Source organism: Novosphingobium sp. RL4 (genome assembly GCF_035658495.1).
In the GTDB taxonomy this organism is placed as follows: domain Bacteria; phylum Pseudomonadota; class Alphaproteobacteria; order Sphingomonadales; family Sphingomonadaceae; genus Novosphingobium.
Genome location: NZ_CP141944.1, coordinates 2,895,612 through 2,908,121 on the forward strand (window position 1 = coordinate 2,895,612; position 12,510 = coordinate 2,908,121).

Here is a 12,510-nt window from a genome sequence, read left to right on the forward strand (position 1 = left end):
ATTACCACCACTTTTCCGGCTTGGCGGCAAACTGTGCGCGGGCCTCGATGGCGAGACCGGCGTTCAGCACGCCCTGTTCGTCGAAAGCCTTGCCGATGACCTGAAGACCCAGCGGCAGACCTTCGCGGTTGAGGCCGGCCGGGACCGACATCGCCGGAAGACCCGCGAGCGAGGCGGGCACCGCGAAGACGTCGTTCAGGTACATCTTCAGCGGATCGTCGACGTTCTCGCCAAGGCCGAAGGCGGCCGAAGGCGCGGTCGGCGCAAGGATCACGTCGCACTCTTCGAAGGCCTTGGCGAAGTCCTGCGCGATCAGCGCGCGGACCTTCTGGGCCTGCGTGTAGTAGGCGTCGTAGAAACCGGCCGAGAGCACGTAAGTGCCGATCAGGATGCGGCGCTTCACCTCGGGGCCGAAACCGGCGGCGCGGGTCGCGGCGTACATGTCCTGAAGGTTGGCACCGTCCGGCAGATCGCGCAGGCCGTACCGCACGCCGTCATAGCGGGCGAGGTTCGACGAGGCTTCGGCAGGCGCGATGATGTAGTAAGTCGGCAGCGCGTACTTGGTGTGCGGCAGCGAGATCTCGACGATCTGAGCGCCCGCATCCTTCAGCCAGGCAATGCCGTCGTCCCACGACTTGGCGACATCGTCGTCCAGACCATCGACGCGGTATTCCTTCGGAATGCCGACCTTCTTGCCTTTCATGTCGCCCGAGAGCGCGGCTTCCCAGTTCGGCACCGGCATGTCGAGGCTGGTCGAATCCTTGGCGTCGAAACCGGCCATGGCTTCGAGCATGATCGCGCAGTCCTGCACCGAGCGGGCCATCGGGCCCGCCTGGTCGAGCGAGCTGGCGAAAGCAACCACGCCCCAGCGCGAGCAGCGGCCGTAAGTCGGCTTGATGCCGGTGGTGCCGGTGAATGCGGCGGGCTGGCGGATCGAGCCGCCGGTGTCGGTGCCGGTCGCCGCCGGGCAGAGGCGCGCGGCGAGAGCCGACGACGAACCGCCCGAGGAACCGCCCGGCGCCAACGCGGCGTTGCCGCCATCGTTGCGCTTCCACGGCGAGATCACATTGCCGAAATAGCTGGTCTCGTTCGACGAGCCCATGGCGAACTGGTCGAGGTTCAGCTTGCCCAGCATGCCTGCGCCGGCATCCCACAGCTTCTGCGAGACGGTCGATTCGTACTGCGGCTTGAAGCCTTCCAGCATGTGGCTGGCGGCCGTCGTCTGCACGTCGAAGGTGGCGAACAGGTCCTTCATGCCGATCGGCACGCCGCCCATCTTGCCGAGAGCCTCGCCGCGCGCACGCTTGGCGTCGGTGGCAGCTGCCGCTTCGATGGCCTTTTCAGGCGTGGCGATGATGAAGGCGTTCAGCGCTTCCTGCGCGGCGGCGACATTGGCGTTGAAAGCTTCCGCCACTTCGACGGCGGAGAAATCGCCGCCGGCCACACCGTCGCGGATCTGCGCAACGCCGAGTTCCGTAAGATCAGTCATTATTCGATCACCTTGGGCACGCCGAAGAAGCCGTGTTCGGCGGCGGGAGCATTGGCCAGAACGGCATCGCGCTTGTCGCCGCCGGTCAGCGGATCGGCGTCGATCACGTCGTCGCGCAGGCGCAGCGTGTTGGGGATGACGGCGGTCATCGGCTCGACGTTCGAAGTATCGACTTCGCCGAGTTGCTCGACCCAGGCGAGAATGCCGTTGAGTTCGGGGACCATCGCCTCGATTTCGGCCTCGCTCACCTTGATGCGGGCGAGGCTGGCGATCTTCGCAACGGTTGCGGTATCGACCGACATGGCGTTCCTTCAGTTTGACCGGCGCGGCTCTGCACGCGCCGGGAGATCAGGATCGGGCAGCTAGCACCCGTCCGAAATTGCTTCAAGCATGGACGCCTCCGGGAGTGCGTCCGGCCCGGCTCATTGCGAGCCGGGTTGGGCCGGTTGCGCCTGCCCTTGCTGCGCGGCGATCATCGCGTCGAGTTCCGCGCGGGTCTTGAAGTCGAGCAGGGTCACTTCGAAGACGAGGTCGGAATTGGGCGGGATCGGCCCGCCGCCTTCCGCGCCGTAAGCCAGTTCCGCCGGGATCAGGATGCGGTAGCTGCCGCCGCGCTGCATCTGCACGAGCCCGTCGGCAAAGCCGGGAACGACTTCGCCCACGGCCATCGGCATCTGTTCGTTCTGGTCGAACACGGTGCCGTCCTTGAGCATGCCCTTGTAGTTCACCAGCACATAGTCTTCGCGGGTAGGCTTGGCGCCCTGCCCCGCGGTCAGCGTGGTGACCACGACCTGGCGTGCGGGCGCAGGAGCCGGAGAAGGTGCAGTCTGGCCCGGTGCCGCGGCCGAAGCCGCAACAGGCAGGACGACGGCCAGCGCCAGGAGCGCCGGACGGAACGTGCGGATCATGGCGGCGATCAGTGTGCCGGACCTTCGGCGCCCGGAACGGCACCGTCGGGAATCGCGCCACCCGGAATCGCACCGCCGGGAATGGCACCGCCCGGTGCGCCGCCCTGCATCTGCTGGAGCTGCTGCATCAGGCGCTGCTGCTGCTCGATCTCGGCGCGGCTCTTGAAGTCGAGCAGCTCGATTTCGAAGTTCAGGTCGGTATTGGCCGGAATCTTGCCGACCGCCTTGTCGCCGTAAGCCAGCTTGGCCGGGATCTCGACCTCGTACTTGCCGCCGCGCTGCATCTTGACGAGCGCCTTGGTGAAGCCGGGGATCACCTCATTGAGGGCCATCGGAACCTGCTGCGCCTGATCGAAGACGTTTCCGTCCGGCAGCGTGCCCTTGTAGTTGATGAGCACGACGTCAGCGATCGTCGGCGATTCGCCCGAACCGGCGGTCAGCGTCTTGACGTGGACCTGCGGCGGCAGGGCAGCATAGGCGACGCCGCCGGCGGCCAGCGCGACTGCGGCAACGCCGAGCCAGATCTTGGTCAGCGAGCCCTTGGCAATCGGCTGCAGCGGAACGCGGGTGATCTCAGTCATGGTCTAGGGCCTCGTTCGGGTTCGCCCGGCGGGTACAGCTGCGCGGTAACTGCACGGCAGATGCACAAAGGGCGCGGATGGAATTTCCGCGCCCTCATGGCTCAAGCCGGAGCGGGGTTCAAGCCGCAAGCCGAGCAATTTAAGATGTGCCAATCACAATCGTAATCATACGATCCTGACTGTAGCGCGGCATTTCCCCGCTCCTCGCTCGGAAACGAGAAAACGGATGCCGCAAACCCCGCCCGGAGACGGGGCCGACATCAATCTTACTTGACGCCGTCACGCTCCATGCGCTTGCGCTCCAGCTTACGGGCGCGGCGCACAGCAGCGGCCTTTTCGCGAGCGCGCTTTTCCGAGGGCTTCTCGAAGTGACGACGCAGCTTCATCTCGCGGTAGACGCCTTCACGCTGCAGCTTCTTCTTGAGAGCCCGAAGAGCCTGATCGACGTTATTGTCGCGGACGAGAATCTGCATAAACCGACACACCTCACAAATCGAAGGCACGAATTCCGCATTCCGACGCGGAAGGCACCTTGAAAGAAAAAACGTAATTGCACCGAATCCCTGTCGGGGTCGGCTCGAAGTTGGGGGCCGCTAGCATCGCCGAGGCCGGAAGGCAAGCAATCTTGGCGAAAGATCGGCCAAAATGCGCCCTCCACCGAGGGTGGGACTCCCCGATGGAGGGTACTCATACACCAATCCCGCGCGTCAGGCCAGTTGATCGACGATCAGACCTGCTGCCGAAACGGTGGCGGAAGTCGCCGCGGAAGCCGTGTAGGTCGCGCCTTCGGCCTGCTGGGCCTTCAGGTTCTCGATGAAGGCCTGGACCGCGGCCAGCGTGGCATCGGCCTCATCGGCTTCTTCCGTGTCATCGGTGGAATCGGTGTCGTCCGTCTCATCGGTGTCGTCCGTTTCCTCGGTCTCTTCCGTCTCGTCGGTTTCCTCGACGGACGAACCGCCGGGCGGCGGACCGCCGGCACCGCGAGGACCGCCGGGACCACCCGCGCCGCCGGGTCCACCGGGGCCGCCGGCTCCGCCGGCCTCACCGCCATCCTGCGACGCGCCCTGCGCGAACAGGGATTGCAGGGTGGAGGCCTGATCTTCGGTCAGGGTGCCGTTTTCCACCTGGTCGGAAATCAGCGAATCGATCCGATCCTTCATCTGGGAAGGGTCGAGTTTGCTGCCCGAAGACGCCGTGCCGAGCGCGTCGTCGATCGAATCGAGCGCCGATTCGAGCGCCGCGGCATCGCTGTCGCTGACCGAACCGTTGCTCACGGCGGAGGCCAGCTTGTCCTCCATGTCCTGACTCGGATTGAACAGCGTGCTCAGCGCGCTTGTGGAAGATGATATTTGCATCATTATGTCTCCTTGCGGAGTGGGGTCGCACCCAATGACACTTATAGAAGGGCCGCGTGCCGTCCGGTCGGATGGAACGATTGGAAATCCGCGCATTCACGGCTAAGGCGGCCCAATGTCCCAACCTTCCTTTCTAGCCTCCTCGCTCTTTGTGGCGCTGGGCGGCGGCGTCGGCTCATGGCTGCGCTTTCTCACCGGCCTCGGCTGGACCGCCGTGATCGGCCCGGCAAGAGCCGGTGCGTTTCCCTATGGCACCCTTACCGTCAATGTCCTTGGCAGCCTTGCCATGGGCCTGCTGGCAGGCTGGCTCCTGCGCCACACCGCAGAGGGCGAGACTGCCCGCCTGCTCATCGGTGTCGGCGTGCTGGGCGGCTTCACCACCTTTTCCTCGTTCAGCCTCGACACCATTGCCCTTGCCATGCGCGGGCAGCTCGGTCTTGCGGCTTTCTATGTCGCGATCTCGCTGATCGCGGGCTTCGCCGCGCTGTTTGCCGGCTTTTCCATCACGAAGGGAGTCGCCGCATGAGCCGCGACAATTCAGATTCCGTCCGCCAGTTCACCGTCGGCCGCGACGACGAAGACATCCGTCTCGACCGCTGGTTCAAGCGCCACCTGCCCGAAGTCGGCTTCGCGATGGTGTCGCGCTGGGCGCGCACCGGACAGATCCGTGTCGACGGCAAGCGCGCCGATGTCGACACCCGGCTCGTCGCGGGCCAGGTCCTGCGCGTGCCGCCGGGCGGCGAGGCCAAGCCCGGCCTCGGTGGCTCGCGCCCGCGCCGCGAACTGACGGAAGCAGAGATCGAACTCGCCGATTCGATGGTCCTCACGCAGGACCGCTCGGCGATCGTGCTCAACAAGCCGCCGGGCCTCGCCACGCAGGGCGGATCGGGCATGAAGGAGCACGTGGACGGCCTGCTTGACGCCTATGCGGAGAAGGGCCCGCGCCCCCGCCTCGTCCACCGGCTGGACAAGGACACTTCCGGCGTCCTGCTGATCGCCCGCACGCCCGGAAGCGCGGCGTTCTTCTCCAAGCGCTTTTCCGGGCGCACCGCCAAGAAGATCTACTGGGCGCTGGTGGTCGGCGTGCCGAGCATCAACGACGGCATGATCGAACTGCCGCTCGCCAAGCAGCCGGGCACCGGCGGCGAGAAGATGCATGTGGATGAGGAAGGCGGCCAGTCCGCCCGCACCCGTTACCGCGTGCTGGACCGTGCCGGCAACCGCGCCGCCTGGGTCGAACTGCACCCGCTGACGGGCCGTACGCACCAGTTGCGCGCCCATATGGCGGCAATCGGCCACCCGATCGTAGGTGACGGCAAGTATGGCGGGCAGGAAGCGTTTCTTTCGGGCACGATCAGCCGCAAGATGCACCTCCACGCCCGCCGGCTCATCATCGAGCACCCGGACGGCACCCCGCTGGACGTGACCGCCCCCCTGCCCGAGCATTTCGCCAATTCGCTGGCCTCGCTCGGTTTCGACGAGGCGGACGGCGCGGAACTGCCCGAATCCGCGCCGGAGTTCACCAAGGACGACGAGAAGCGCGCCGCCAAGGCTCACGCCAAGCAGTATCGCAAGGAACGCCGGGGTGAGCGCCGCTCGCGCCGCGATACCCCTTCCGACCGTCCCTCACGCGGCAAGCCCTCGGGCAAGACCGCATCGCGCCCGGGCGCAAAGTCCGCAGGCAAGCCCGGCGGAAAACCCGGCAAGACCGGTCCCGGCAGCAAGACTGGCCCCGGCGCAGCCCGATCGGCGCCTGCCCGCCCCGCCTCGCGTAAACCCGGCGGCTCGGCACCTTCCGGCGGACGGCCTTCCGGTCCGCGAGGAAAGCGGTGACCGCGGCGGTAAAGTTCGCCGTCTTCGACTGCGACGGTACCCTGGTCGACGGGCAGGCACCGATCTGCGAGGCGATGGAAGCGAGTTTCGCCCGCTTCAGCCTGCCCGCTCCCTCGCGCGGCCTGATCCGCCGCGCGGTGGGCCTCTCGTTGCCGCAGGCGATCCGGCAGCTCCTGCCCGATAGCGGCGAAGAGCAGCAAAATGCGATGGCGGAAGCCTACAAGGTCGCATTCCGACAGGCACGAGAGGAAGGGCGCGTCTCGCAACCGCTGTTTCCCGGCATCGAGGACTGCCTGCGCACTCTTCACGCGCGCGGATGGACGCTTGGCGTGGCCACCGGCATGTCGGACCGGGGCCTGGGCCACTGCCTTGCGGCCAACGGCATTTCCGACCTCTTCGTCACCCTCCAGACGGCGGATCGCCACCCCTCCAAGCCGCATCCCGCGATGCTGGAGGAAGCACTGTTCGATGCGGGCGCCCTGCCCGGCGAAACGGTGATGATCGGTGACACCGCCTATGACATGAAGATGGCGAAAGCCGCCGGAACCCGCGCCGTCGGCGTGGACTGGGGCTATCACCACCCGCGCGAACTGACCGAGGCCGGCGCCGAGAAGGTCGTCGCAGCGCCGGGCGAACTTGCGGAGTACCTCCTGGCATGACCGAACAAGATCCGGCGAGGGCCCGCTTCGCCACCATCCAGCTCGTGCGTATCTTCGGCGTCGCCTGCGTGATCGCGGGCATGGCGATCGGCGCCGAAAAGCTCGCCGCGCCGCTCTGGCTTGGATACCTCCTGATCGCCAATGGACTGATCGACGTGTTCGTCATCCCCAAGGTGCTGGCGCGCAAGTGGCGGAGCCCGAAATGAAGCGCTTCTACAAGGAGGCCTCGATCGGTGAGACCGTAGGCGGGCAGGCGTGGCGCGTGCTGCTGGACGGCCGACCGATCAAGACCGCCGGTGGCCGCCCCCAGGTCGTGCCGACAAGGGCGCTCGCGGAAGCGCTTGCCGCCGAGTGGGCGGCGCAAGGCGAACAGATCGACGCGCGGAGCTTCTATTTGCGCGATCTGGCCGACTTTGCCGTGGATGCGGTTTCGGACGACCGCGAGCAGACGATCCGCGATCTCCTGCCTTATGCCGAGACGGACACGCTCTGCTACCGCGCCGAGCCGGGCGAGGCATTTCACGAGCGCCAGCTGGCCGTGTGGGAGCCCCTGCTTGTCGAAGCGGAAACCCGCTACGACGTGCACTTCACGCGGATCTCCGGGATCATTCCCAAGCCGCAGCCAGCCGAGACGCTGGCCCGCATCGAACTCGCCCTTGCCGCCGAGAGCGACTTCTCGCTGGCCGCGCTCAAGATGCTCTCCAGCCTCGCCGCCTCGCTGGTGATCGCCATGGCTGCGATCCGGCCGGGCGCCGATGCGGAAGCGCTGTGGAAAGCCGCCAACCTGGAAGAAGACTGGCAAGTCGAGCTCTGGGGCGAAGACTGGGAAGCCGCCGAGCACCGCGCCGCGCGCTTCGAGGCGTTCAAGCTGGCCATGCGACTGGCAGAACTTTTGAGGTAGGCACAAGACGCCGGGGCCTGCCCCGGGCTTCATGGCGCCCCCTTCGCTGCTATTCCAAAGAAAAGACCCGCCCCGGACTAACCGGAGCGGGTCTTCCGAACGGTGCACGGCGTTGCCTCCGCGCGGTCCCGTTCTTCTTGAGATCAGAACTTCACGCCGAGACCGGCGAGGCCGTAATGACGGCTGAAGCCCTGTTCGTAGTTCGAATAGTTGTACTCGACCTTGCCGAACAGGTTGCCGCCGAAGTTGTGCTCGAAGCCGGCACCGAGACGGAAACCGTCAAGGTTCGTGCCGTCGCTGTCCTTGTTGGTGCCATCTGTATAGGTCACGCGCAGGCGGGCATTGGTGTAGCCGCCGAGGACGTAGAGCTTGCTGGTTTCGCCAACGTTGGTGCCGATGCGGGCAACAGCGGCAAGGTCGCGCCCGGCGCGGACGCAGAGCTTGTCACCCAGAGCGATGACGTCGCGTGCGCATTCCTTGGTCGTGCTGTCCGATACGCTCGCCTGGATACCGAAGAACAGCGCTTCACGAACCGGGAAGTCGTAACCGGCAGCAACGCCGTAAGTGAGGCCTTCCGACGAACCGCCGTCGATCGAAACGCTGTCGAGGCCGGTCTGTGCCTGAACGTAGGCCTGCGCATTGGCGGCGGCCGGAACGGCGAAAAGGGCGGCGGCAGCGCCGAGAAGGGCGATCTTGTTCATGCGTATGCTCCTGCATTCTGTTTGCCCCGCGGCATTCGTGGCGGCGGGATCGGGGGGCCGAATACAGGGCCGGGAAACCGGTTCAATACAGATGCTTGCACAGCATCGTCATAAAACTGTCATTGTGGCATGACAGCCACAACCAGAAACTCGAAAAACAAGGTAAAGTAGCGGAAATCCGCCTTTCGCAGGCGCTATTGTAAAGGCGGAAACCGCGACAGAAAATTAAATCTTCAATAGCCCTTTAAAACGCGCACGGACGATCCCAAGATGCACAATACCTTACAGATATTGTCACTTTCGGAAAGATTCCGCACAGAGTCCCGCGTTTTCAGGACGAACTCTTCCTGCGCAATCCTTGAAACCGGCACCTTCAGGCGCCGGATTTCACCCATGCAGCAACGTCCTTCGCCACGACGTTGGCAGCCTGATTGATAGCCGGCCCGATGAGGGCGGCTTCCGGCTTGATGCCCGGCACCACCGATTCGAACCGCTTGGTCACGATCGGCCCGTTGCGTTCGGTACGGATTGCATCGAAGCGCACGACGACCGAGGAAGTGGCGACGTCGTAGCCCATGTCGAGCAGGCGCCCGCCGATCAGGGTCTTGCCGGTGACTTCGAAATCGCCGCCTTCGACCACGAGCTGCCCGGTATCGGCACGCAGCGTTTCAGCCAGCAGCGAGCGGAACTGGCGGCTCGGCTTCTCGATCCACCAGGCATCCTTGAGATAGGACATGCTCGACGCATCTATCCTTACGGGAACCCGCAGCACATCGAGGCTGCGATCCGCCTCAGGGTCCAGCACGACGATGGCATCGGTAATCCGCCCCGTGGCCTGCGACCCTGCGGGAGCCTTGTCCTGCGGAGTGAGACGGAACAGCAGCTCGGGCGGCTTGGGCGCGAGGCTGATGCAACCGGAAAGCGCCAGTGCCGCCACGGCCGCTAGCGCGCCGCCGAAAATCGGGGTCTTGTGCCGGAGCTTCATCGCGGTTCCCATCGTCTTTCCCGTTGTCTTCTTCCCGGCCGAAGCACGCCCGTTCACGACTGGCGCCCTCATGGCTTGTAGGTGGGCAGCTTCTGCCCCTTAATGAGGGCGCCGGCGCCCTGCTCGTCGATCTTCTCGGTCACACTGCGCAGGGCCTTGCTGGTGGCGCGCAGATCGCGGATCGCGGCTTCGGCGGCAGGAAGCGTCTGCTGCGATACCTGGTCGAAGGCAGGCTGCGCATGCTGGAGCGTCTGGTCGAGGGTCTCCATCGACTTCTGCGCAGCACCCAGCGTCTCGCGAAGCTGGGCCGCCAGCGAATTACCCTGATCGCCCAGCAGGCTGTCCGCCTTGCCCGCCACGCCCTCGAACGCGACCAGCGTTCTGGTGGCCTGGTTCAGCGTTCCCTGAAGTTCCGCCAGCGTCTGCTTCATCTGCGGCGTCGCGGCCGAGAGATCCTTCGTCATCTTGTCGGTATTCTTGAGAATGCCGGTGATGGAACGGCGGTTCTCTTCGGACATCAGAAGGTTGAGGTTTTCTGTCAGCGTCGCCAGCCGTTCGAGCAGCAGCGGCGCGTTGGAGAGGATTTCACCCAGGCCGCCGCGCTTGGTCGGGATCACAGGCACGCCTTCCGGGCCGGGCTCGGTCAGCAGCGGCGCGCCCTTCACGGCGCCTTCGAGCTGGATGTCGGCCACGCCGGTGAAGCTGCCCTGGATCGTTGCAGTGGTGCCGACGGTGACGGGCACCTTCTTGTCCACCTTCACGCGCACGCGAATGAAGCTGGGGTCCTGCGGCCAGAGTTCGATCTCCTTGATCTGCCCGACCGGCACGCCCGCGTAATCGACGCCGGAACCCTTGGCGAGCCCGTCGACCGACTGCTTGAAGAAGATGTCATACTCGTTTCGCGCGGTGTCGTTGATCCGCGCGATCCAGATGATGAACGCCGCCAGCGTCGCCAGCAGCACCAGCGTGACGGCTCCGACCCATATGTGATTGGCCCGTGTTTCCATGCTGTGTGCCCTATGCCCCGCTTTCGTTGGTAGTATTCAGGGTCGGCGCCTCGGGGGCGGGACCGTCCTGCGCGACCGGCGCGTCATGCTGCATCGAAATCTCGTCCTTCGCGCCGAGCGCGGCACGGCCGCGCGGGCCGTTGAAGTATTCCTGTATCCACGGGTGATCGAGCGCGAGAAGTTCGGGGATCGTACCCACGGCGATCACCTGCTTGTCCGCCAGCACCGCCACGCGGTCGCAGATGGCGTGAAGCGTGTCGAGATCGTGCGTGATGAGGAACACCGTCAGGCCCAGCGTATCGGCCAGTTCGCGCGTCAGACCGTCGAAAGCGGCCGCACCGATCGGATCCAGGCCCGCGGTCGGCTCGTCGAGGAACAGCAGTTCAGGGTCGAGCGCCAGCGCCCGCGCGAGGCCGGCGCGCTTCTTCATGCCGCCCGAAAGCTCGTTCGGATACTTGAAGGCCGATTCCTCGGCCAACCCGGCGAGGCGCACCTTGAAGCGGGCGATCTCGCTGCGCAGGGTATCGTCGATCTCGGGATAGAACTGCTTGAGCGGCACTTCCACGTTCTCGCCCACGGTCAGGGTCGAAAACAGGGCCCCTCCCTGGAACAGCACGCCCCAGCGCGAGCGCAAGTCGATCCCTTCCTCGTCGGTGGAATCGCCCATGCGGTGGCCGAGCACGGTGATCTCGCCCTCGGCAGGCTGCTGCAGGCCGATGATCGAGCGCATCAGCACCGATTTGCCGGTGCCCGAACCACCGACGACGCCGAGAATTTCGCCCCTGCGGACCTTGAGCGAGAGATCGTCGTGAATGACATGCTCGCCAAAGACGTTGCGCAGCCCCTCGACGACGATGGGAAATTCGTCGGCGGGATTGTCGCCCGGCATGGGCCGTTCGGCCTCGAGGCTTGCGGTTTCGCTCATTGCCAGCCGATCTTGGTGAAGAAGATGGCGAAGAAGGCGTCGAGCACGATCACCGTGAAGATCGCCGTGACCACCGCCTGGGTAGTGCGCGCGCCGACTTCCTCTGCGTTGGAGGTCACCTGCATGCCCTGGTAGCAACCGGCGAGCGCGACGATCAGCGCGAAGACCGGCGCCTTGATCAGCCCGACCCACACATCGGTGATCGGCACCACTTCCTGGGTGCGCTGAAGGAAGGTCCAGAACGGAATGTCGAGCGCGAAATTGGCGATGAAGGCGCCGCCGATGATCGCCAGAACGGTGGAATAGAACCCCAGCAGCGGCATCATCAGCATCGCCGCCAGCACCCGCGGAACGACCAGCGCCTGCATCGGCGAAACGCCGATGGTGCGCATGGCGTCCACTTCCTCGGTCAGCTTCATCGTGCCGATCTGCGCGGCGAAGGCCGACCCGGATCGCCCCGCGACCATGATTGCGGTCATCAGAATGCCCAGTTCGCGCATCGCAAGGCGGCCGGTAAGGTTGATGGTGTAGATTTCCGCACCGAACTGCGCGAGCTGCACCGCGCCCTGCTGGGCGATGACGATGCCGATCAGGAAGCTCATCAACCCGATGATCCACAGCGAGTTGATGCCCACATGCTGCATGTGATGCACCAGCGCCGTGCCGCGCAGCCGCGAGGGATGGCGGATGGCGGTGCCCAGCGCCGAGATCAGTTCGCCGAGGAAACCCACCGAGCGGATCAGCCCGTGCCCCCAGCCGACCACGAGATCGCCGAGTTCGCCCACCGTGCGCAGCAGCAGCGGCTGCTCCGGTTCGATGTCCGCCTCTTCCTCCGGCACCTTGCCGATGGCGGCGAACAGGCGTTTCGCCTGCTCGCTCTGGCCGATCACTTCGAGGTCATGCTCGCTGGCATAGCGGCAGACGAGCCAGGCGCCCGTCGTGTCGATATCGGTTACGCCGGACATGTCCACCCGGGCGAACGGCCCGTGCAGCGCGGCCAGCTTGGCCCCGAGGTTACCCAGCGAATGAACGCGCAAGGGCCCCTTCAGCGCCACGGTCTGGACGCCATCCTGGTCGCTTTCCGACAGAGTGAATTCAGCCCATTCCCGCATGTGCGCTCGTATTGGGGGAAAATGCCTGTACCGGCAAGGGGTTCCCCCGGTGCG

At 65.4% G+C, this 12,510-nt stretch carries 16 protein-coding genes; 5 read left to right on the plus strand and 11 right to left on the minus strand.

The genetic code is table 11. The features are described from left to right. Position 1: 1 nt before the first annotated feature. The 6 genes from gatA to U9J33_RS14070 all read right to left on the minus strand — a co-directional run bounded on the left by gatA (position 2) and on the right by U9J33_RS14070 (position 4,336). Positions 2–1,489 (minus strand): Asp-tRNA(Asn)/Glu-tRNA(Gln) amidotransferase subunit GatA, encoded by a 1,488-nt coding sequence (gene gatA / locus U9J33_RS14045; RefSeq protein WP_054440578.1) that lies wholly within the window; start codon positions 1,487–1,489, stop codon positions 2–4. Then, entirely contained in the window at positions 1,489–1,791 is a 303-nt protein-coding gene (gene gatC / locus U9J33_RS14050; RefSeq protein ID WP_054440581.1) for an Asp-tRNA(Asn)/Glu-tRNA(Gln) amidotransferase subunit GatC, read from the minus strand. Before gatC ends, gatA begins: the two co-directional genes overlap by 1 nt. Before the next feature lie 120 nt (positions 1,792–1,911). Further along, positions 1,912–2,397, minus strand: coding sequence for an FKBP-type peptidyl-prolyl cis-trans isomerase (locus U9J33_RS14055; RefSeq protein WP_324696157.1), 486 nt, complete (start codon positions 2,395–2,397; stop codon positions 1,912–1,914). Between the two features lie 8 nt (positions 2,398–2,405). Next, complete coding sequence (locus tag U9J33_RS14060) at positions 2,406–2,978, minus strand: FKBP-type peptidyl-prolyl cis-trans isomerase (RefSeq protein ID WP_185996976.1); 573 nt, start codon at positions 2,976–2,978, stop codon at positions 2,406–2,408. Between the two features lie 266 nt (positions 2,979–3,244). Next, entirely contained in the window at positions 3,245–3,451 is a 207-nt protein-coding gene (gene rpsU, locus U9J33_RS14065) for a 30S ribosomal protein S21 (protein ID WP_054440590.1), read from the minus strand. Positions 3,452–3,685: 234 nt separating this feature from the next. Then, positions 3,686–4,336 (minus strand): hypothetical protein, encoded by a 651-nt coding sequence (locus U9J33_RS14070; RefSeq protein ID WP_324696161.1) that lies wholly within the window; start codon positions 4,334–4,336, stop codon positions 3,686–3,688. 112 nt (positions 4,337–4,448) lie between these two features. Between U9J33_RS14070 and crcB the strand changes: the two genes are divergently transcribed. The 5 genes from crcB to U9J33_RS14095 are packed head-to-tail and all read left to right on the plus strand — an operon-like array spanning position 4,449 to position 7,726. Further along, positions 4,449–4,859, plus strand: coding sequence for a fluoride efflux transporter CrcB (gene crcB, locus U9J33_RS14075; protein ID WP_185996975.1), 411 nt, complete (start codon positions 4,449–4,451; stop codon positions 4,857–4,859). After that, positions 4,856–6,166: an RluA family pseudouridine synthase gene (locus tag U9J33_RS14080; RefSeq protein ID WP_324696164.1), complete on the plus strand. Its 1,311-nt coding sequence runs from the start codon at positions 4,856–4,858 to the stop codon at positions 6,164–6,166. Before crcB ends, U9J33_RS14080 begins: the two co-directional genes overlap by 4 nt. After that, positions 6,163–6,825 (plus strand): HAD-IA family hydrolase, encoded by a 663-nt coding sequence (locus tag U9J33_RS14085; protein WP_185996973.1) that lies wholly within the window; start codon positions 6,163–6,165, stop codon positions 6,823–6,825. The genes U9J33_RS14080 and U9J33_RS14085 overlap by 4 nt, the downstream gene beginning before the upstream one ends. Further along, the gene (locus U9J33_RS14090) at positions 6,822–7,031 is read left to right on the plus strand and encodes a hypothetical protein (RefSeq protein ID WP_054440606.1); all 210 of its coding nucleotides are present in this window, start codon (positions 6,822–6,824) and stop codon (positions 7,029–7,031) included. The genes U9J33_RS14085 and U9J33_RS14090 overlap by 4 nt, the downstream gene beginning before the upstream one ends. Beyond that, positions 7,028–7,726 (plus strand): ATP12 family chaperone protein, encoded by a 699-nt coding sequence (locus U9J33_RS14095; RefSeq protein ID WP_324696167.1) that lies wholly within the window; start codon positions 7,028–7,030, stop codon positions 7,724–7,726. The genes U9J33_RS14090 and U9J33_RS14095 overlap by 4 nt, the downstream gene beginning before the upstream one ends. Before the next feature lie 143 nt (positions 7,727–7,869). On the opposite strand, the gene U9J33_RS14100 is transcribed toward U9J33_RS14095, so the two are convergent. The 5 genes from U9J33_RS14100 to U9J33_RS14120 all read right to left on the minus strand — a co-directional run bounded on the left by U9J33_RS14100 (position 7,870) and on the right by U9J33_RS14120 (position 12,456). Next, on the minus strand, positions 7,870–8,427 hold the full coding sequence (locus U9J33_RS14100; protein WP_185996971.1) for an outer membrane protein: 558 nt from the start codon (positions 8,425–8,427) through the stop codon (positions 7,870–7,872). Between the two features lie 373 nt (positions 8,428–8,800). Beyond that, complete coding sequence (locus tag U9J33_RS14105) at positions 8,801–9,424, minus strand: ABC-type transport auxiliary lipoprotein family protein (protein WP_054440694.1); 624 nt, start codon at positions 9,422–9,424, stop codon at positions 8,801–8,803. 56 nt (positions 9,425–9,480) lie between these two features. Then, entirely contained in the window at positions 9,481–10,419 is a 939-nt protein-coding gene (locus U9J33_RS14110; protein WP_054440612.1) for an MlaD family protein, read from the minus strand. Positions 10,420–10,429: 10 nt separating this feature from the next. After that, positions 10,430–11,344, minus strand: coding sequence for an ABC transporter ATP-binding protein (locus U9J33_RS14115; RefSeq protein WP_082370508.1), 915 nt, complete (start codon positions 11,342–11,344; stop codon positions 10,430–10,432). After that, the gene (locus U9J33_RS14120) at positions 11,341–12,456 is read right to left on the minus strand and encodes an ABC transporter permease (RefSeq protein WP_132469327.1); all 1,116 of its coding nucleotides are present in this window, start codon (positions 12,454–12,456) and stop codon (positions 11,341–11,343) included. The genes U9J33_RS14115 and U9J33_RS14120 overlap by 4 nt, the downstream gene beginning before the upstream one ends. Positions 12,457–12,510 lie beyond the last annotated feature (54 nt).

Excerpts from the sequence above, each read along its gene's own strand:
- gatA (WP_054440578.1), bottom strand. The coding sequence starts at position 1,489 with ATGACTGATCTTACGGAACTCGGCGTTGCGCAGATCCGCGACGGTGTG.
- gatC (WP_054440581.1), bottom strand. The coding sequence starts at position 1,791 with ATGTCGGTCGATACCGCAACCGTTGCGAAGATCGCCAGCCTCGCCCGC.
- U9J33_RS14055 (WP_324696157.1), bottom strand. The coding sequence starts at position 2,397 with ATGATCCGCACGTTCCGTCCGGCGCTCCTGGCGCTGGCCGTCGTCCTG.
- U9J33_RS14060 (WP_185996976.1), bottom strand. The coding sequence starts at position 2,978 with ATGACTGAGATCACCCGCGTTCCGCTGCAGCCGATTGCCAAGGGCTCG.
- rpsU (WP_054440590.1), bottom strand. The coding sequence starts at position 3,451 with ATGCAGATTCTCGTCCGCGACAATAACGTCGATCAGGCTCTTCGGGCT.
- U9J33_RS14070 (WP_324696161.1), bottom strand. The coding sequence starts at position 4,336 with ATGATGCAAATATCATCTTCCACAAGCGCGCTGAGCACGCTGTTCAAT.
- crcB (WP_185996975.1), top strand. The coding sequence starts at position 4,449 with ATGTCCCAACCTTCCTTTCTAGCCTCCTCGCTCTTTGTGGCGCTGGGC.
- U9J33_RS14080 (WP_324696164.1), top strand. The coding sequence starts at position 4,856 with ATGAGCCGCGACAATTCAGATTCCGTCCGCCAGTTCACCGTCGGCCGC.
- U9J33_RS14090 (WP_054440606.1), top strand. The coding sequence starts at position 6,822 with ATGACCGAACAAGATCCGGCGAGGGCCCGCTTCGCCACCATCCAGCTC.
- U9J33_RS14095 (WP_324696167.1), top strand. The coding sequence starts at position 7,028 with ATGAAGCGCTTCTACAAGGAGGCCTCGATCGGTGAGACCGTAGGCGGG.
- U9J33_RS14100 (WP_185996971.1), bottom strand. The coding sequence starts at position 8,427 with ATGAACAAGATCGCCCTTCTCGGCGCTGCCGCCGCCCTTTTCGCCGTT.
- U9J33_RS14105 (WP_054440694.1), bottom strand. The coding sequence starts at position 9,424 with ATGGGAACCGCGATGAAGCTCCGGCACAAGACCCCGATTTTCGGCGGC.
- U9J33_RS14110 (WP_054440612.1), bottom strand. The coding sequence starts at position 10,419 with ATGGAAACACGGGCCAATCACATATGGGTCGGAGCCGTCACGCTGGTG.
- U9J33_RS14115 (WP_082370508.1), bottom strand. The coding sequence starts at position 11,344 with ATGAGCGAAACCGCAAGCCTCGAGGCCGAACGGCCCATGCCGGGCGAC.
- U9J33_RS14120 (WP_132469327.1), bottom strand. The coding sequence starts at position 12,456 with ATGCGGGAATGGGCTGAATTCACTCTGTCGGAAAGCGACCAGGATGGC.